The following is a 17,529-nucleotide window of genomic DNA, read 5'->3' on the forward strand; positions in this document are numbered from 1 at the left end:
CCTCAGCCCAGCGTGTCCACCGGCTCGGGCGTCCGCTCCCCCGCACCCTGGGGAGTGGGCGCCCGTTCCGCGTTCACGACGACTCCCGCGATCAGCGCGGCCAGCAGCAGCGCCCCGAACGCCCACCAGGTGGCCACGTTGAAGCCGTGCACCGTGGCCTCGGCCTGGAGCAGCCGCTTGTCGACGCCGGGGCCGGCGTGCGCGGTCAGATAGGTCGCGGTCGCGCTCGCGGCGATCGTGTTCAGCAGGGCCGTACCGATCGAACCGCCCACCTGCTGGGCCGTGTTGAAGGTCGCCGAGGCCGCCCCCGAGTCACGCGGCGCGACACTGCCGGTGGCCAGCGAGATGGAGGTCATCATCGCCGTACTCATGCCGAGACCCAGCATCAGCATCCCGGGCAGGACGTGCGAGACGTACGCCGGCTCGACGCCGACCTGCGCGATGATGGCCAACCCTCCCGCGGCCACGAGCAGTCCGGGCACGATCAGGGTCCTCGGCGGCACCCTGCTCAGCAGCCGTGCGGCGATCTGCGTCGAGCCGACGATCATCGCGGCCGTCATCGGCAGATACGCGAGCCCGGTCTTCAGCGGCGACCATCCGAGGACACCCTGCAGGTAGTACGTCAGGAAGAGGAACACGCCGAACATCCCGACGGTGACGAACAGCACGGTCAGGAAGGCGCCCACGCGCTGCCTGTCCTTGATCACCGACATCGGCAGCAACGGCACCCGCGCCCGGGCCTGCCACACCCCGAAGGCGGCGAGCAGCACAACTCCGGCGACCAGCAGGGTCACCACGAGCCCGTCGTCCCAACCCCGGGACGCCGCCTCGGAGAAGCCGTACACCAGCGCCAGCATGCCGCCCGAGCCGAGCAGCGCGCCCGGCACGTCGAGGTGGGCGTCGGGGTGCCGTCCCCCGGGTGCGAGGATCGCCCACGCGCCCGCGAACGCGACCAGCGCGATGGGCACGTTGACGTACAGACACCAGCGCCAGTCCAGATACTCGGTGAGCAGACCGCCCGCGAGCAGCCCGATCGCGGCGCCCGCCCCGACGATCGCCCCGAACACCCCGAAGGCCTTCGCCCGCTCCTTCGGTTCGGTGAACGTCGTCGCGAGCAGCGACAGCGCGGCCGGCGCGAGCAGGGCGGCGAACACGCCCTGCAGGGCCCGCGCCCCGAACAGCATCCCCTGCCCCGTCGCGGCCCCGCCGAGCGCGGAGGCGCCGGCGAAGCCGAGGAGCCCGATCATGAAGGTGGTCTTGCGCCCGGCGAGGTCGGAGATCCGCCCGCCGAGCAGCAGCAGTCCACCGAAGGCGAGGGTGTACGCGGTGATCACCCACTGCCGGTTCGCGTCCGACATGTTCAGGTCGGCCTGGGCGGACGGCAGGGCGATGTTCACGATGGTCATGTCCAGCACGACCATCAACTGGGCGAGCGCGATGACCACCAGCGCCCACCAACGACGGTTGTCGGCCATGACCCCATCGTGCGCCTGCCGCCGCCCCTTTGGGAACGGCAGCGTCTCTTATTACGGTTTTTTTGCGTCCTCGGTCAGCGCCGCACGGCACCCGTCGCATCCCGGCACAGCAGTCGCAGCGAGCCGTCCCCGGCGTAGCAGCGGCGGGCCTCGTCCACCGGGTCCCACAGCCGTCCGTCGGGCGTACGGACCCAGTGGTCGCCGCCGCTCGTCCACCACTCGGCACCCACCTGGCGGACGACGACCTCACCGGCGTAGGCGCCGAGCCCGCGCAACACGGTCTCCACGGCGGCGTACGGCGCCCCCTCCCTCCGTATCTCCTCGATCAGCCGGTCGACGCGCCACAGGCTCTGCGCCGAGTAGTCGAGCCGGACACGTGCGCCCTCGCGCAGGGCCGACACCGCGTCGGCCGCCCAGCGCACGGGCTTGGTCGCGGCGGAGGGCCTGGTCGCGGGCAGGGGTGCCTGGCGGGTCGTCACATCAGCGGTCGTATGAGCCGTCACATCAGTCATCACTTGGGGAAAGCGTCTCAGCGAGGTGTTTCGTCACCCGGATCGGGGCCTTCGCGCGGACCGGTGCAGGACCGACCCACCTTCGCCGTATCCCTCTCCGGACGGTCACAGGACCCTCTCTGTAGCGAGGTTGACGCCAGAGTGACGATTCGACCCTCCGCTGCGCTCCTGTCTCTGATGAGCGACTACTTCCATCTCCGCGCGGTGCCGCCCTCGGCCCTGCGCAACAGCGCGAACTGGATGCAACGGCTGTTCGAGGACGACTGGGACGCCGTCCGCGAACGCATCGGACGACATCGGGAGGAGGTGCTGGACAAGTCCTACCTGGACCACGAACTCCTCTACGCCGGCGCCGAGGTGGTCCTCGGCGGACTGCCGGTCTACCCGGGCGACCACGACAAGCCCCCGTTCCTGCTCCTGACGGCGGCCCGGGCGAACCGCGTCTCGGCATACCTCGGTTCGGCCGACTTCGAGGCCCTGTGGCTGGTCGTCCGCGAGGAGTTGCTGCCCAGACACGGCGGGGCGGTCGCGGAACGCGAGGCGCGGGGGGTGTTCGCGGCGGCGCACCGGGATCTGACGGCGTTCTACGAGCAGACGGCGCGGTACGGGGACGCGGTGGTCAAGTGGCTCGTCCACTGAGCCACTCCCTCACCCCCGCCGCCGACTCCTGCGGGACACCACCGCGCGCAGCACCCGGCGGCCCTCCGTCGACACCTCCAGGGCCGGGCGCAGGCCTGCCGGGCCGTGGCCGGCGAGGAGTTCCAGGACGGTGATCTGGCGGCGCAGCTCGGCGGCGACGAGGGGAGACATGCCCTCCGTACGGCCCTCGCGACGGGCGTCGACCGAGTCGCCGGCGTCCTTCAGGGGGTCGAGCAGCCGGTGGATCCGGAGCGCGGCGACCGAGCAGGCGTCGGCCCACACCCGTATCCCGGCGGCGGACCGTTCGACCGGCGCGGCGGCGAGCATCCGGCGGGCCAGCAGCACGGCCTCGTCCTCACCGGAGCCGGAGCCGGAGAAGCCGCCCGCCCCGAACTCCCCGCCCAGCTTCCCCCGCACCTGCTCCAGCCGTTCGCCCCACTCCGCGGCCCCGGCGTCGTCCGCGAGCCCCGCCCACAGGGGCCGAAGAACCTCGTCATCGCCACCGAGCAGCGGGATGCAGCGATCCAAACAAGCCAACCCGCTGGCGGCCAGTCCGCGTTCGTCGGCCTGGCCGATCAGCTCCACCAGACTCATCCACGCCTCCCTCGCCGAGCGGTATCCCCTTACGGAACCCGCACTTCCCCTTACTGCGCGCGATGGCCCGGGAGTGTCACAGGGGCACCACACCGAGCCGGTCGAGCATACGGAAGAAGAGGTTTTCGGCCAACGGGTCGGGGGCGGCGCTCAGTACGTCGAGCAGTGACTCCTCGGCCACCTCGTGCCCCGCCTCCGCCGCCCACGCGACGGCCCGCGCGGCCGCGTCCCGGGGCTCCAGGAAGTAGTCCTCCAGGGTCAGCCCCTCCTCGCCGCCCCCGATGTACTCGGCCATGGCGCTGCGGGCCAGACAGGTCGTCCAGGCCCCGCTCTCCGGCCCCGCCGCCTCCAGGACGACCGAGGCGCTGTCCATGACGTATCCGAAGAGCGCGGGCGAACCGCTCTCCAGGGCAAGGGCGTTCATGTTCCCGACATCGCCCTCGCCGTTCGCGTACTCCCAGACCTGCCATCCGCCGGGCGCCGACTCGCGCAGGACCATGCCCTCGGCTCCGGCCAGCGCGTCCAGCTCGGCCAGCGGCCGCTCCCCGCGGCCCACGACGAAGTAACCCCAGTAGCCCATCCCCGGTTCCCCCTGGCTGCTCGGTACGGCTCGGGCCCGAATACACCACATTCGTACGGCAGTTCGCAGCAGGATGGACCAAATCCGTCATACGGCGACGGGCACCGCGGGTCCCTGGCGGGCCTTCTCGTCCTGCATCCGGGTCAGCCGGAGCACGACGGCGGCGGCGAGCACGGCGGCCACGAGGTCGAGACCGTCCGCGACCATCGTCTGCGTCACGGAGTCGTGGATCTCCTGGGGGGTGTCGGCCACGTCGAACGGGGTGTACAGGGCCCGCCCGATGGTCTGGGAGAGGAGCCACAGCGTCCACCAGATGTTGATCAGGGCATGCCCGGCGGGCCTGTCCCCCGTGCTGCTCGCGTCCCAGATGTCGACCACGACCCGGCGCGGGTACCACAGGCTCGCGATCGGCACGACCCAGCCGGCGATCACCCAGGCACGCGCCTTGTCGTGTCCGTCCGGGGCGAACACCTCGGCGTTGCGCCGGACCCGCCACAGCCAGAGCACGAAGACGACGGCACAGGCCAGCATCACGAGCAGCTGTACGCTGCCGGCCGCGGCGGTGAGCTTGTCCGCCAGATCGGCCCGGTCCAGTACGGCCGCCCCGGTGCCGCCGCCGACGAGGTCGCCCGTGACGTCGTACATGAGGAAGTCCGCGCCGAGGGCGAACACGTCGACGGCCGCGGCCAGTCCGAGCAGGATCGCGGTGGCGCGTCCGAGGCCGACCGGCGAGCGCAGCCAGATCCTCGGTGTGCCACCGGCCGGCGGGGCCGCGAACCCGGTGGGCGTGGCGCACCCGGCGCACAGGACGCCGTCCGGTGCGGCTTCGGCGTGCAGGCAGCGCGTACAGAGCATGGTGAGGTCCCCCCGAGGTGCGGATGATCAGCCGACCGCGCGGGTTCTCCCCAGAGCCTCACGCGCGGCATGCGGAACATACGGTTCGACGGCCCCGTACGTCCACAGGAATCCCCGGCTCCTCAGCCCAGACGGTCCGCGAGCGCCTTGAACCGCGTCCAGGTCAGGGCGGGCTTTCCCGGATCCCACAGCTTCTGCGTGGTCGCCCGGAGCGGCATCCGGATGCCTGCCGCGACCTGGTCCTGCGTCTGCGCGTTCGGGAAGTCGCACCACACCGCGAAGTACCCGCCGAGGATCTGGCTGTCGTACTTCGAGGGGACGGCCGTCGTACCGCGGAGGACTCGCGGGGTCCACTGCTCGTAGATCCGCTGTCCCGTCGGATAGAAGAAGCGGTTGGGCTGCCCGAGGACGTAGTAGAGGAACTCGTCGTTGTAGTTGACGACCTTGCGTCCCGCGCTCAGATACTCCACCGGCAGCCGGGCGCCGATCTCCTTGCCCGTCCAATATCCGACCCGGATGTCGTCGGCGGCCCGGACGGACGTGCCGCGGAAGAAGCCGTCGTTCCACGCGATCGGGGCCCTGCGGTGCGCCCGGACGGTGGCGGCGCGGTCGTTGAGCCAGCCCGTGGTCAGGTCCTCGACGGTGGCGCCGGCGCCGTAGGCCTTCCTGGCGGCGGTGGCGAGCTGCGGGTAGGTCGCTTCCGGGTCGGACACCATGAGCGCGCGGTACTCGTCGCCGCCGAGGTGCCAGTCGGCGCCGGGGAACAGGCCGGCGTACTCGTTCAGCAGGTCGTCGACGATCTTGGCGGAGGCGGGGTTGGAGATGTCGACGGCCCCGCGCGCCACGTTCCCCGCCGCACTGCGCAGCTGAAGCTCCGGGTGGGCGGCGATGACGGCCCCCAGGTGTCCGGGCGAGTCGATCTCCGGTACGACGGTGATGTGCCGCTGCGCCGCGAGGGCGACGATCCTCTTCACCTGCGCCTTGGTCAGGTGCTGCGCCGACACGATCTCCGGGTGCGAGGCGGACTCGATCCGGAACGCCTGGTCGTCGGAGAAGTGCAGCTGGAGCCGGTTGAACTTCAGGTCGCCCAGCTCCCGGACCCGGTCCTCGATCCAGCCGGCCGTGAAGTTCTTGCGCGCGATGTCCAGGAGGAATCCGCGCACCGGCTTGGCGGGCTCGTCGCGCACGACGCCCTCCGGCGCCGTAGCGCCACCGTGCACCGCCTGCTTGAGCGTGCGGGTGCCGTAGAACACCCCCGCGTCGTCCGGCCCGCTGATGGCGACCCGCCCGCCGCGCACGGTCATCCGGTACGACTCCGGGTTCGCGCCCTTGCCGCCCTTGACCGTGAGGCGTACGTCCCCGGCGCGTATGTCGTCCTTCTTCCCGGCGTACGTCAGCCCCAGCTCGCCGGCGAGGAGACGTCCCTCGTCGGCGAGGCCGGCGTCGTTCACGACCACGCGCAGGCCGGGGGCGGGACGCCAGCCGGGACCGCGCGCCGGGGTGTGGGCGCGGACGGCCGGGATGGTGCGGGGTGTGGTGGACAGGGGGTACGACCGGGTCGGGCTCGGGGCCCTCGAAGGGGCCGGGGAGCCTTCCGCTCTGCCGCCCAGGGGTGACTCGGCCCGGGAACTGGCCGATCCGGCCGGGTCGCTGTCGCCGCCCGCCCACAGACCGAGGCCCACCCCGACCCCGACGGTGACGACGACCGCCCCCGCGATCAGCCCCCGTGCCTGCTTCTCCGTTCGCTTCCTGTGCTGGCTCACATCGCCAACCTAGGGCCTTGGGAGAGAGGACCGCGTCCTCCAACCATGCCGAAACGCCCCCGTGCGGGTGAAAATCGGGCATCCGTCGGACAGGTCATGTCCACTCTCGATAACCTGATGTCACTCCGCTCACAGCTTCCCCTGCCGAAACACACGTGACGCCCACACATTCTCCCGGCCGACCGGCCATACCGTGCCTGCCCACCGTCCTGGACGCCTTCAACATCGCGCCCGCCGACGAGGCCAGGCTCCTTCTCCTGGACTGCCTGCGCAGCCTCCGCTGGGCGGAGCGGGTCGCGGCCCACCGCCCCTATCCGACCGTGGACGCCCTGCTCGCCGCGTCGGACGAGGCGGCGTACGACCTGACTGTGTCGGATCTCTCCGAGGCCCTGGCGGCGGAGACGCTCCCCGTGGTGCCGGAGGGGGCGTATTCGGCAGCCCACATGGCCATGGACGCGGCCCACGCGGCCTACGAGGCCCGCTTCGGCCACGCTTTCGTCATCTGCCTGGACGGCCTGCCCGCCGCTGAGGCCGTGGACCATGCGCTGGCAGGCATCCGGTCACGATTGACAAACGATCCGGACGACGAACGGGTGGTGGCAGCAGAGGAACTCCGCCGCCTGGCAAGGCAACGGTTGGTGATGGCTTTGAGGGGCGCGGGGCTGTAGTCGATGTGCGGCTACCGCCGCGTGGGCGCGACCAGCCCCACACAACCCGCACCCGGCACATAACAGTCGAGACCACCCCAGACGCCGCCGCCGCTCACCCATCTGCGTGCCACTTTGATCACACAGGTAGGCCCGGGGTAAGCCCAGCGGCAGCGCATCGCTACGATGCTGGGGGCCGGTGGACCGTACCCGGCCGGGCCCGACCGACAGCACAAGCCGGCAGGCCCCGATACCCCGCTCCCGGAGGGACTTCCGTGCCGGCTGGAACGCTGTACCGCGGCCGGGAAGGAATGTGGTCCTGGGTGGCTCATCGAGTCACCGGCGTCCTCATCTTCTTCTTCCTGTTCGTTCACGTGCTGGACACCGCTCTCGTCCGTGTCTCCCCCGAGGACTACGACAAGGTCGTAGCCACGTACAAGACCCCGCTCGTCGCGTGTCTGGAGTACGGCCTCGTCGCGGCCATCCTCTTCCACGCGCTCAACGGCCTGCGCGTCATCGCCGTCGACTTCTGGTCGAAGGGCCCGCGCTACCAGAAGCAGATGCTCTGGTCCGTCGTGGGCCTGTGGGTCGTGCTCATGATCGGGGCGATCTACCCCGTCCTCGGCCACGCCGCTCGTGAACTGTTCGGGAGCTGACACCGATGGCGACCACTGAAACCACCGCTTCCGGCATCGGCCCCGTAGAGGGCGACTCCGGCTACGGCGTCGACAACCCGGCGCCCCTCATCGAGGCTCCGCGCAAGCGCACCAAGAAGACGCCTCGCTCCACCCGCGGCAACTTCGAGATGGCCGCATGGCTGTTCATGCGCCTGTCCGGTGTCGTGCTCGTCGTCCTGGTCATCGGCCACCTGCTGATCCAGCTGGTGCTGGACGGCGGCGTGTCGAAGATCGGCTTCGCGTTCGTCGCGGGCCGCTGGGCGTCCCCGTTCTGGCAGGTCTGGGACCTGATGATGCTGTGGCTCGCGATGCTGCACGGCGCCAACGGTCTGCGCACGATCATCAACGACTACGCGGAGCGCCCGAACACCCGGCTGTGGCTCAAGGGCCTGCTCTACACCGCCACGGTGTTCACCATCCTGCTCGGCACGCTGGTGATCTTCACCTTCGACCCGAACATCCGCTAGGCACGGGGCTGCGAGAATCATGAAGATCCACAAGTACGACACCGTCATCGTCGGCGCCGGTGGCGCGGGCATGCGCGCGGCCATCGAGTCGACGAAGCGCAGCCGCACCGCCGTGCTGACCAAGCTCTACCCCACCCGCTCCCACACGGGCGCAGCGCAGGGCGGCATGGCCGCGGCGCTGGCCAACGTGGAGGAGGACAACTGGGAGTGGCACACCTTCGACACGGTCAAGGGCGGTGACTACCTGGTCGACCAGGACGCCGCCGAGATCCTGGCGAAGGAGGCCATCGACTCGGTCCTCGACCTGGAGAAGATGGGCCTGCCGTTCAACCGCACGCCGAACGGCACGATCGACCAGCGCCGCTTCGGCGGTCACTCGCGTAACCACGGCGAGGCGCCGGTCCGCCGCTCCTGCTACGCCGCGGACCGCACCGGCCACATGATCCTCCAGACGCTGTACCAGAACTGCGTCAAGGAGGGCGTGGAGTTCTTCAACGAGTTCTACGTCCTGGACCAGCTGATCACCGAGGTCGACGGCGTCAAGCGCTCGGCCGGTGTGGTGGCGTACGAGCTGGCCACCGGCGAGATCCACGTCTTCCAGGCGAAGGCCGTGATCTACGCGTCCGGCGGCTGCGGCAAGTTCTTCAAGGTGACGTCCAACGCGCACACGCTGACCGGTGACGGCCAGGCCGCGGTCTACCGTCGCGGGCTGCCGCTGGAGGACATGGAGTTCTTCCAGTTCCACCCGACCGGCATCTGGCGCATGGGCATCCTGCTGACGGAGGGCGCCCGCGGTGAGGGCGGCATCCTCCGCAACAAGGACGGCGAGCGCTTCATGGAGAAGTACGCGCCGGTCATGAAGGACCTCGCGTCCCGTGACGTCGTCTCCCGCTCCATCTACACGGAGATCCGCGAGGGCCGCGGCTGCGGCCCCGAGGGTGACCACGTCTACCTGGACCTGACGCACCTCCCGCCGGAGCAGCTGGACGCGAAGCTGCCCGACATCACGGAGTTCGCCCGTACCTACCTCGGTATCGAGCCGTACACGGACCCGATCCCGATCCAGCCCACCGCGCACTACGCGATGGGCGGCATCCCGACGAACGTCGAGGGTGAGGTGCTCGCCGACAACACCACGGTGGTCCCCGGCCTGTACGCGGCCGGCGAGGTGGCCTGCGTCTCGGTCCACGGCGCCAACCGTCTGGGCACGAACTCGCTGCTGGACATCAACGTGTTCGGCAAGCGGGCCGGTATCGCCGCCGCCGAGTACTCCCAGAAGGCGGACTACGTCGAACTGCCCGAGGACCCGGCGCGGCTGGTACTCGACCAGGTCGAGCGGCTCCGCGACGCCACCGGCACCGAGCGCGTGTCGGTGCTGCGCCGCGAGCTGCAGGAGACCATGGACGCGAACGTCATGGTGTTCCGCACCGAGCAGACGATCAAGACGGCGGTCGAGAAGATCGCGGAGCTGCGCGAGCGCTACAAGAACGTCTCGATCCAGGACAAGGGCCGGCGCTTCAACACGGACCTGCTGGAGGCGATCGAGCTCGGCAACCTGCTGGACCTCGCCGAGGTCATGGCGGTCTCCGCGCTGGCCCGCAAGGAGTCCCGCGGCGGTCACTACCGCGAGGACTACCCGAACCGCGACGACGTCAACTTCATGCGCCACACCATGGCGTACCGCGAGGTGGGCGACGACGGCGCCGAGTCCATCCGTCTCGACTACAAGCCGGTCGTCCAGACCCGCTACCAGCCGATGGAGCGTAAGTACTGATGGCAACCCCTGTTCTGGACAAGGCGGACGCGGCCGGCGAGCCCGAGCCCGGCTTCGCCGACTCCCCGTACATCACGGTCACCTTCCGCGTCCGCCGCTTCAACTCGGAGGTCTCGGCGGAGGCCACCTGGGAAGACTTCCAGCTGGAGATCGACCCGAAGGAACGTGTCCTCGACGCCCTGCACAAGATCAAGTGGGAGCTGGACGGCACGCTGACCTTCCGCCGCTCCTGCGCGCACGGCATCTGCGGCTCGGACGCGATGCGGATCAACGGCAAGAACCGTCTGGCGTGCAAGACGCTGATCAAGGACATCAACCCGTCGAAGCCGATCACGGTCGAGCCCATCAAGGGCCTGACGGTCCTGAAGGACCTCGTGGTCGACATGGAGCCGTTCTTCCAGGCGTACCGCGACGTGATGCCCTTCCTGATCACGAAGGACACGAACGAGCCGACCCGGGAACGCCTCCAGACGGCGGAGGACCGCGAGCGCTTCGACGACACGACGAAGTGCATCCTGTGCGCGGCCTGCACGTCCTCCTGCCCGGTCTTCTGGAACGACGGCCAGTACTTCGGCCCGGCGGCCATCGTCAACGCCCACCGCTTCATCTTCGACAGCCGTGACGAGGCGGGCGAGCAGCGACTGGAGATCCTCAACGACCGTGACGGCGTGTGGCGCTGCCGCACGACGTTCAACTGCACGGACGCCTGTCCGCGGGGGATCGAGGTCACGAAGGCGATCCAGGAAGTGAAGAGGGCGCTGATCACTCGGCGCTTCTGATCTTCCCAGCTCTGCATCAGGGCCCTGTTTCCTTCACTTGGGAAACAGGGCCCTCTGGTGTGTCTGGCAGAAATTCGCCCTCTACCGAATACTTCGTTCCGCCTGTCACACTCCGGGCACAATGCCCAATAAGTGGGGGGCGGTTCATGGAGCGGAGCAAAGAACCGTACATATGGCCAGGCGTTCCTTATCCGCTCGGTTATGCGGAAGCCTCGGCCGCGACCCAGACAGTGGCTGCGCCATTACTCGCGGGCGCTTCACTGACCTTGCTCGGTGTCGTCGTCGTCGATGACAGCACGTTCCGCTGGCCAGGGGCGACACTGCTCCTCGTCGTCTCGGCGTCCATCACCCTGATCGCGAGCATCCAGGTGGGCGCGGACGCACGCCGGTTCCTCTACAACAGGCAGACGCTCGAGGCCTGGTACACGGAGGACGAACTGAAGCGCGGCCCGCGAGCGCTGGCCGAGCGCGAGAAACACTTCATCCAGTGGAAGATCCGCAACCAACGCGCGGTGATCGCGTTCAACGCGGGCACCATGCTGCTGATCTTCGCGATCACATCGGTACTGGTTCCCTCCGGCGGCGATCTAGCCGCCTGGCGCTGGATCGCCACCGGCCTGGCACTGCTGGGCGCCCTTGGCGAGGCCTGGTGGATGTATCACCTCTTCTTCCGGGAGTTCAGGAAGCGCCCGGACAAGCAGAAATCCCTGGACGGAGGAACGAAGTGACGTTGTACGACGTGACACTGCCGGGCGAACCGCCTGTCGCGCACATGTGCGGCGGATGCGAAGAGATCTTCCACGGAATCTTCGGGCACGGAGACCTGCAGAAGTGGTACCAGACGGTCGAGCGGCGTGATGCCGAAGCACTGCGGTTGTACATCCAACAGTCGAGGGCGCATGAGTTGCACAGGACGGCCTGTGCCTTCAGGTGTCTTCCACCGGCCGTCGTCGCCCTCAGCACACCCGATCAACTCAGGGCGGAGCTCAGGAAGGTGCAGGCGATCCTTCCCGAGTACTAGGACGCTGAGGGATCGTCACGATCCTGCGCCGACGACTCGGAGGTCCGGCCCCCTGGGTGGTTGTACCGTCGGTCCTGTCGCCGAACCCCGGCGAACAGGTCCGATACCTCGGAGAACATCACATCCTCGGAGGCGCGGTCCACGGGCAAGGGGTAGTGCAACGCGTCGAGCAGGTCGAAGCGGTGCAGGTCGTACACCACATGCATGAGGCCCGAGTACGCCTGCGCCGCGGTCACAGCGCCCTTGTACGAAACGGCGGCAAGGACCAGGGCGGCTCCACACAGCCACCACTGTGACGGCTCGTCGTACAGGGCGGTTGTGCCGACCCCCATCAGGGCGAGGAACGCCCAGCAGAAATTCACCGCGGTCTCGAGTGCGTCCCGGGTCGAGCGGAGCACCTCGGACATGCGATCGGAGACCTGCAGGAAGATGCGGGGCCAGGAGGTCAGCGTCCTCAGACCGTAGCGTTCACCCGCGCTCAGCTCCCCGGCGCGCAGGGCGTTACCGAGTGCTGTGGGCAGCAGGACGTGGGCCGGCGGGTGAGCGGCGAGTCGGCGGCGTGCGTCCGCGCGTACGCGCAGATCCCTGTCTCCGCCCGTCTGGCCGTGAGCCCGCCGGTGGAGTGCCTGCCAACGCCTGCGCTGCAGCCGGGCCAAGAGCCCCGCGAGCCTGGCCGTGAGAACCCAGCGGTCCCAGTAACCCTCCAGAACGCGCACTAGACGCACTTGGAACGGCTGCACCAGCAGCCCGAGCAGTGCCGCGCAGACAACGACCGCCAGGATCACGCCAAGCGCGGCCTCCGGCCCATGCGGCCTCACCGCTCTCCAGTTGCTCCGCCCTGAAAAACTCCCCGCCCGCACCAGCGCGAGCACCCCGGCGACGAACAGCGCGCACGGCGCGAAACGCACCGACAGCACCCGTCGCACGAAGCTCGCCCTCCCCATAGGCCCCTGAGCGCTGTTCAGTATGAAGCGCCGTGTCAAGCAGAGAGGAGGGAGGGTGCGTGGTGCGATCAAGCCACACGGGTGGTCGGCACTGGTCAAGTCCCGTGTGACTGTTGTTACTTGTGGGGCGCTGGTCGCAGACTGCCACCATGGCACTCCTGAGGAAATCCGCCGCCGCGCTGTGCGCCGCCGCAGCGGTACTGCTCGCGATACCCCCCACTGCCTCCGCAACCCCCGCCCCCCACGGAACCCTGGCCCGGGAGAATTTCGACCGTCTCCCCCTCGGCCCGGTCACCGAGGGGCGCGGCTGGAGCGCCGACACGGCCGGCGGCACGCTGACCGTTGTCCCCAGCGCCACGGGGCACGGGCGTGAGCTGCGCATTCGTACGGAGGGCAACGGTCGGGCCTTCCTTGTGTTCGATGAGCTCGCCCCGCCCGGCAACAGCTTCTGGGGACGGGTGCGGCTGCGGGTCGGGGGGTTCCCCACGGCGCCCGACTGGGCGCACTGGACCATCGCCGAGGCGTCGGGGACGGGCTCGTCGACGCTGGTGCGGCCGCTCGGTGGGCAGTACGCGCCGACCGACGGCGGCAACTTCTGGGGCGTCGGGTCCGATCTCGGGCCCACCGGGGACTGGACCTCCTGGAAGACCTCCGCACCTGCCGTCGGCGGGGCCTGGCAGTGCGTCGAGTTCCATCTGGACGCCACCGACAACCGGGTCACCGTGTATCTGGGCGGCGTGGAGCAGTCCGAGCTGACGGTGTCCACGAAGGCGCACGGGGGGACCGCGGACGACTTCGTCTTCCCCGCCTTCGACAAGCTGAAGCTGGGCTGGCAGCTCTATCAGGCCGACCCGACGCCGTCGTCGTACGACATCCGTATGGACGACATCGCGCTGGGCACGCGGCGCGTGGGCGGCTGCGGAAGCGGGGGCTGAATCCGGGATTGCGCCCGGTGCGCCGGGCGTGATCCACTTCGGCGGTCATGAGCTGGGGGCCTCTGGGGAGGGGCCGGGGGACAGGGGAGGCAGCGGTGCGTACCGCTGGAGAAGAGATCGTGTCGTCGTGCCCGCAGTGCGGGGTGGAGATCCGTACGGACAGACGGTTCACCACGTGGTGTGCCGCCTGCGAGTGGAACGTGGACCCGCAGGGGCCCGGTAAGGAGAAGCGCGGGCTGGACCGGGTGCGCCGCGGGCTGGCGCAGCGGTACGGCGCGCGGCTGTTCGACGAGCTGCGGGGCGGGGGCGGGAAGGGGATCGGGAGTCGGCGTACCTGGTCCGGTCCGCTCGCCTACGCGCTCGCGCTCACCGTGCACGGGCTGACCGTCGTCCTGGCCGCGGTCGGCCTGTGGGGCCTGGTCCGGGGCTGGGGCGGGCTCGGTATGGCGTTCGGGCTGTTCCTGCTGGCGCTGGCCTGGTCCCTGCGGCCGCGGCTGAACCGGCTGTCCGATGACGACCGCGTCCTGCTGCGAGGCGACGCGCCCGAGCTGTTCGCGCTGGTCGACGAGGTCGCCGCCGCCCTGGGCACCCGGGGCGTGGACGCCGTCGTCGTGGACGTCGAGGCCAACGCGAGTGTGACCCAGCTCGGGCTGCGGCGCCGGCTCCTGACGCTGGGGCTGCCGCTGTGGGAGGTGCTGAGCCCTCAGCAGCGGATCGCGCTCCTGGGCCACGAGCTCGGCCACTTCACCCACGGCGACACCCGGCACGGCATGGTCGTGGGAACCGCCTTCAGGTCGCTGAGCACCTGGCTCTACTACGTACGGCCGATGCCCAACCCGAACGTGGTCCAGGCCATCACCAACCTGGCCTGCGTCCCGCTCCGCCTGCTGATCAGCGCCGTCATGGCGCTGCTCGACCTGCTGACTGCGCGGGCCTCCCAGCGCGGTGAGTATCTGGCCGACGGAGCGGCGGCCCGCACCGGGTCCACCGAGGGAGCGGTCGGTCTGATGGACCGTCTCATGGTCACCGACTCGATCGTCACCACCCTGCAGCGCGAGACCAACAGCCGCCGACTGCGCCGGACCGGCCGGGGCGGCGAGCAGAACGCCGACGGCCTGTGGGAGGCGCTCGTCGCCCATCTGGACTCCGTCCCGGAGTCCGAGTTCGAACGCCAGCGCCGGGTCGGGGCACTGCGCGGCCACAGCGTCGACGCGAGCCACCCGCCGACCCATCTGCGCCGCCGGCTCCTGCTGGACGGTACGCCGGTGCCGGCCACGGTGACGGCGGACACCGCCCGGACCGAGCGCATCGACGGTGAACTGGCGGACGTGCGCGGGACGCTGGCCCGTGAAGTCGTCAGGGACGGTTACGGAGACCAGTGACGGCCCCCGGGGTCGGGCCGGTCACAGCTGGCTCAGGATCGTCGGATCGGTGATCTTCGTGTCGTCGGCCAGCATCATCGCCTTGCTGAGGATGACCGCGAGCATGCGGTCGCCCTCGTAGGGGAGGTAACCGGCCTGCGGCGCCGACGGGTTGGACTTCGGGACGATGCACAGGTATTGGTCGTTCGGGGTGCGGAGGATGTTGCCCGAGCCGAGGTGGATCTTGTACGTGTGGCGGTCGCCCTTGACGTGGAGGAAGCGGCCCTCCAGGGTGCAGCGGTCGGCTATCGCGAGCCTCGGGATCAGGCGGTCCAGGAGGAGTCGGCGGGTCTCGGCGCTCTGGTTGAGCTCTCCGAAGCCGTACGACGTCCAGTACTCGCGGAAACGGCCGCCGGGGCCGCCGTCCTGCCAGGTGGGGTCGTTGCCGATGCTGGCCACGCCGACGAACAGGTCCACGTCGCGCAGGACTTCGGACAGGACCAGCGACGGGATTTCCGTCAGGGGCAGGGGGTCCACCGGCTCGGCACCGTCGCGCAGCCACATGCGGTACTCGCCGCCTGAGCAGTGCGCCCAGTTCTCCGGGGCGTCGATCGGGTAGAACCGGACCTGGTCGGTGCGCAGGCGCAGGAAGGTGCCGGAGTCGGTGATGTCCGTGTAGTCCTCGCCGCCGTCGCCCTCGATCCAGTACTCGGCTCTCAGGCCCCAGCGCGGGAGGTCCCGGCTGGGCGGCGGGGCCTCGTCGTCGACGGCAAGGCGGAGTCTGTTGCGCCAGCCCCGGGCCGCCGCCAGGGAGTGGAACTGGTGCTGGCGCAGGACGTGGGCCGCGAAGCGGTTGGAGTAGGTGCCGGTGGTGCGCTCCGCGTCCGTCAGCAGGTAGACCTCTCGGTGGGCCTGCTTGAAGGGCTGGGTGATCCCGTGGCGCTCCAGCCAGTCGCGCCAGGCGACGATCTCGGCGGGGGTGCGGTCCACCGGGTGCCAGAGACGGACTTCCGTGCCTGCGGTGACGGGGGTGTCCGTGACCGTGCGCAGGGAGCCGTCGGCGTATCCGGCCGTCGTGCCGTCGACCGTCCACAGGAGGCGACGGGCGAGGGTGCCGACGAGGGGGTGGTCGAGGTAGCGCTCGCGCCAGGTGTCGTAGGACCAGGTGCGGTCGGCCAGGAACTGGCGATCCAGGCGTTCACTCTGGGCCGAGAGCATCTTGTCGACGTCCTTGGCGGCCGCCTTGAGCTCCTTCAGCTCCTCCGCGTGGTCCCGGCGCACGGCGGCCGGCACGCTCTTGACCGGCTTCCCACTCGCGTTGCTCCAGGTCAACACGGCCCTGGAGCCCTGGACTTCGAGGACGGCCGTGTTCTCGCCGAGCCGGTGCTCGGCGCGTCCGACCTCGGTCAGGCCGTATGACGGTACGGCCAGTTCCTCGATCTCCTCGCGGCTGAGGCCCAGGGCGACGGCGCGTGCCTCCAGGGCCGCGTCGAGCAGCTTGACGGTGTTCTTGTACGTCACCCGGGTGGCCAGGCGGGCCAGTTCGGCGAGTGCCGCCTCGCTGTCGACGCGGGCGAGGGCGTTGACACCGGCGTTGGCGACCTTCGGGTTGCGCGGGCCGAGGCCGGCGACCTTCTTGAGGGAGGTCTCGACGAGGGCGCCGAGGGCGCGGGCGGTGTCGGGGTGCGCCGGGAGGAGGGAGAGGAGCCAGGCGAGGCCGCGCAGGGCGTTCGCGTTGTAGGGGTCGTAGGCGCTGTTGACGTCGGGTTCGTACCGCCCGCGTTCCAGCTCGAAGGTGCGGGGGCGGCCGACCAGGGCGAGCCAGCGGATCACCGCCTCGCGGACGCGGTCGGGACCGAGCGGGTCGACCAGGGCGGCTGCCTGCTTGTCCCATTTGGGGGAAGGCTTGGCCGCGGTGGCGGTCGTCATGTGGGTCAGTAGCTGCTGCCAGGCGGGGCCGGTCTCGCGCAGGGCTTCCTCGGCCCATGCCTCCCCCACGTTGAGGGGCGGTTCGGTCAGCTTCTTGGCCGTCCTGGGCAGGTCCTCGTTGTGGTAGGCGTGGAGGACGGAGCGGCGGACCGTGGCGACGACTGCGGGCGCGACCGGGCGGCCCGCGGCCAGCTCGGCCTCGATGAGGTTCTCGTAGCGGGCGCCCCACCAGAAGGAGTGCTGCCGGGAGATCCCGTCGAGCAGGGACAGGCGCTCCGCGGTCAGGTGGTCGTGGGGCGGCAGGTCGCGGGAGACGATGCCGAGCAGGATCAGCGCGTTCTGCTGGGCGTTCGGGCCCGCCTGTTGCGAGTGGTACTGCGTCACGAGGCCGTCGGCGATCCGTGACCGCGCGTCCGGCGGCAGTTCGAGCAGCCGGGCCAGCACGCCGTCCCACAGGCCGGCCCAGTTGCCCTTGTTGGCGACCGCGGCCTTGAGCAGGTCGGCGGCGAGCTCCTCCAGGTCACCGTCGCCGGCCCGCTGCCGGATCAGGTCCTTGTACTTCTGGATCTCGCCCATG

At 70.0% G+C, this 17,529-nt stretch carries 17 protein-coding genes; 9 read left to right on the forward strand and 8 right to left on the reverse strand.

Annotated elements, in window-relative coordinates; all coding sequences use genetic code 11:
* Positions 1–2: 2 nt before the first annotated feature.
* Both AQJ46_RS07190 and AQJ46_RS07195 read right to left on the reverse strand, forming a co-directional pair.
* A complete protein-coding gene (locus AQJ46_RS07190) occupies positions 3–1,475 on the reverse strand; it encodes an MFS transporter (protein ID WP_059204777.1) in 1,473 nt (490 codons plus the stop codon).
* Between the two features lie 74 nt (positions 1,476–1,549).
* The gene (locus AQJ46_RS07195; RefSeq protein ID WP_404828383.1) at positions 1,550–1,987 is read right to left on the reverse strand and encodes a hypothetical protein; all 438 of its coding nucleotides are present in this window, start codon (positions 1,985–1,987) and stop codon (positions 1,550–1,552) included.
* A 177-nt stretch (positions 1,988–2,164) separates the two neighbouring features.
* Here AQJ46_RS07195 and AQJ46_RS07200 point away from each other — a divergent pair, with 177 nt between their 5' ends.
* Positions 2,165–2,626 (forward strand): hypothetical protein, encoded by a 462-nt coding sequence (locus AQJ46_RS07200; protein WP_059204779.1) that lies wholly within the window; start codon positions 2,165–2,167, stop codon positions 2,624–2,626.
* 9 nt (positions 2,627–2,635) lie between these two features.
* Here the strand turns inward: AQJ46_RS07200 and AQJ46_RS07205 are convergent, their stop codons facing one another.
* The 4 genes from AQJ46_RS07205 to AQJ46_RS07220 all read right to left on the reverse strand — a co-directional run bounded on the left by AQJ46_RS07205 (position 2,636) and on the right by AQJ46_RS07220 (position 6,418).
* Entirely contained in the window at positions 2,636–3,220 is a 585-nt protein-coding gene (locus tag AQJ46_RS07205; RefSeq protein ID WP_059204780.1) for a hypothetical protein, read from the reverse strand.
* Positions 3,221–3,296: 76 nt separating this feature from the next.
* Positions 3,297–3,800: a hypothetical protein gene (locus tag AQJ46_RS07210; RefSeq protein ID WP_059204781.1), complete on the reverse strand. Its 504-nt coding sequence runs from the start codon at positions 3,798–3,800 to the stop codon at positions 3,297–3,299.
* 87 nt (positions 3,801–3,887) lie between these two features.
* Positions 3,888–4,655, reverse strand: a complete 768-nt coding sequence (locus AQJ46_RS07215; protein ID WP_059204782.1) for a DUF4328 domain-containing protein — start codon at positions 4,653–4,655, stop codon at positions 3,888–3,890.
* A gap of 122 nt (positions 4,656–4,777) precedes the next feature.
* Entirely contained in the window at positions 4,778–6,418 is a 1,641-nt protein-coding gene (locus AQJ46_RS07220; protein ID WP_059204783.1) for a family 20 glycosylhydrolase, read from the reverse strand.
* Positions 6,419–6,573: 155 nt separating this feature from the next.
* Here AQJ46_RS07220 and AQJ46_RS07225 point away from each other — a divergent pair, with 155 nt between their 5' ends.
* The 6 genes from AQJ46_RS07225 to AQJ46_RS07250 all read left to right on the forward strand — a co-directional run bounded on the left by AQJ46_RS07225 (position 6,574) and on the right by AQJ46_RS07250 (position 11,490).
* Positions 6,574–7,086 carry a 2-oxo-4-hydroxy-4-carboxy-5-ureidoimidazoline decarboxylase gene (locus AQJ46_RS07225; RefSeq protein ID WP_059204784.1) on the forward strand — a complete coding sequence of 171 codons (513 nt, stop codon included), beginning with the start codon at positions 6,574–6,576 and terminating at the stop codon, positions 7,084–7,086.
* Positions 7,087–7,340: 254 nt separating this feature from the next.
* Positions 7,341–7,721 (forward strand): succinate dehydrogenase, cytochrome b556 subunit, encoded by a 381-nt coding sequence (gene sdhC, locus AQJ46_RS07230; protein WP_007384241.1) that lies wholly within the window; start codon positions 7,341–7,343, stop codon positions 7,719–7,721.
* Positions 7,722–7,726: 5 nt separating this feature from the next.
* Positions 7,727–8,209 (forward strand): succinate dehydrogenase hydrophobic membrane anchor subunit, encoded by a 483-nt coding sequence (locus tag AQJ46_RS07235; RefSeq protein ID WP_037718879.1) that lies wholly within the window; start codon positions 7,727–7,729, stop codon positions 8,207–8,209.
* A 19-nt stretch (positions 8,210–8,228) separates the two neighbouring features.
* A complete protein-coding gene (sdhA, locus tag AQJ46_RS07240; protein ID WP_059204785.1) occupies positions 8,229–9,983 on the forward strand; it encodes a succinate dehydrogenase flavoprotein subunit in 1,755 nt (584 codons plus the stop codon).
* The gene (locus tag AQJ46_RS07245) at positions 9,983–10,762 is read left to right on the forward strand and encodes a succinate dehydrogenase iron-sulfur subunit (RefSeq protein WP_057607757.1); all 780 of its coding nucleotides are present in this window, start codon (positions 9,983–9,985) and stop codon (positions 10,760–10,762) included. Before sdhA ends, AQJ46_RS07245 begins: the two co-directional genes overlap by 1 nt.
* Before the next feature lie 146 nt (positions 10,763–10,908).
* On the forward strand, positions 10,909–11,490 hold the full coding sequence (locus AQJ46_RS07250) for a hypothetical protein (RefSeq protein ID WP_159063998.1): 582 nt from the start codon (positions 10,909–10,911) through the stop codon (positions 11,488–11,490).
* Positions 11,491–11,779: 289 nt separating this feature from the next.
* Here the strand turns inward: AQJ46_RS07250 and AQJ46_RS07260 are convergent, their stop codons facing one another.
* Entirely contained in the window at positions 11,780–12,709 is a 930-nt protein-coding gene (locus tag AQJ46_RS07260) for a hypothetical protein (protein ID WP_079072201.1), read from the reverse strand.
* Positions 12,710–12,876: 167 nt separating this feature from the next.
* Here AQJ46_RS07260 and AQJ46_RS07265 point away from each other — a divergent pair, with 167 nt between their 5' ends.
* Both AQJ46_RS07265 and AQJ46_RS07270 read left to right on the forward strand, forming a co-directional pair.
* A complete protein-coding gene (locus tag AQJ46_RS07265; RefSeq protein WP_057607761.1) occupies positions 12,877–13,662 on the forward strand; it encodes a hypothetical protein in 786 nt (261 codons plus the stop codon).
* Positions 13,663–13,757: 95 nt separating this feature from the next.
* Complete coding sequence (locus AQJ46_RS07270; RefSeq protein ID WP_059204789.1) at positions 13,758–15,044, forward strand: M48 family metallopeptidase; 1,287 nt, start codon at positions 13,758–13,760, stop codon at positions 15,042–15,044.
* Positions 15,045–15,065: 21 nt separating this feature from the next.
* Here the strand turns inward: AQJ46_RS07270 and AQJ46_RS07275 are convergent, their stop codons facing one another.
* Complete coding sequence (locus AQJ46_RS07275) at positions 15,066–17,528, reverse strand: DUF4132 domain-containing protein (RefSeq protein ID WP_059204790.1); 2,463 nt, start codon at positions 17,526–17,528, stop codon at positions 15,066–15,068.
* Between the last annotated feature and the right edge of the window lies 1 nt (position 17,529).

The sequence above is a fragment of the Streptomyces canus genome, assembly GCF_001514145.1.
Lineage (GTDB): Bacteria > Actinomycetota > Actinomycetes > Streptomycetales > Streptomycetaceae > Streptomyces > Streptomyces canus.

Bases quoted from the DNA above. Each gene is read 5' to 3' on its own strand.
- AQJ46_RS07190 (WP_059204777.1), bottom strand. From the start codon at position 1,475: ATGGCCGACAACCGTCGTTGGTGGGCGCTGGTGGTCATCGCGCTCGCC.
- AQJ46_RS07195 (WP_404828383.1), bottom strand. From the start codon at position 1,987: ATGACTGATGTGACGGCTCATACGACCGCTGATGTGACGACCCGCCAG.
- AQJ46_RS07200 (WP_059204779.1), top strand. From the start codon at position 2,165: ATGAGCGACTACTTCCATCTCCGCGCGGTGCCGCCCTCGGCCCTGCGC.
- AQJ46_RS07205 (WP_059204780.1), bottom strand. From the start codon at position 3,220: ATGAGTCTGGTGGAGCTGATCGGCCAGGCCGACGAACGCGGACTGGCC.
- AQJ46_RS07210 (WP_059204781.1), bottom strand. From the start codon at position 3,800: ATGGGCTACTGGGGTTACTTCGTCGTGGGCCGCGGGGAGCGGCCGCTG.
- AQJ46_RS07215 (WP_059204782.1), bottom strand. From the start codon at position 4,655: ATGCTCTGTACGCGCTGCCTGCACGCCGAAGCCGCACCGGACGGCGTC.
- AQJ46_RS07235 (WP_037718879.1), top strand. From the start codon at position 7,727: ATGGCGACCACTGAAACCACCGCTTCCGGCATCGGCCCCGTAGAGGGC.
- sdhA (WP_059204785.1), top strand. From the start codon at position 8,229: ATGAAGATCCACAAGTACGACACCGTCATCGTCGGCGCCGGTGGCGCG.
- AQJ46_RS07245 (WP_057607757.1), top strand. From the start codon at position 9,983: ATGGCAACCCCTGTTCTGGACAAGGCGGACGCGGCCGGCGAGCCCGAG.
- AQJ46_RS07250 (WP_159063998.1), top strand. From the start codon at position 10,909: ATGGAGCGGAGCAAAGAACCGTACATATGGCCAGGCGTTCCTTATCCG.
- AQJ46_RS07265 (WP_057607761.1), top strand. From the start codon at position 12,877: ATGGCACTCCTGAGGAAATCCGCCGCCGCGCTGTGCGCCGCCGCAGCG.
- AQJ46_RS07275 (WP_059204790.1), bottom strand. From the start codon at position 17,528: ATGGGCGAGATCCAGAAGTACAAGGACCTGATCCGGCAGCGGGCCGGC.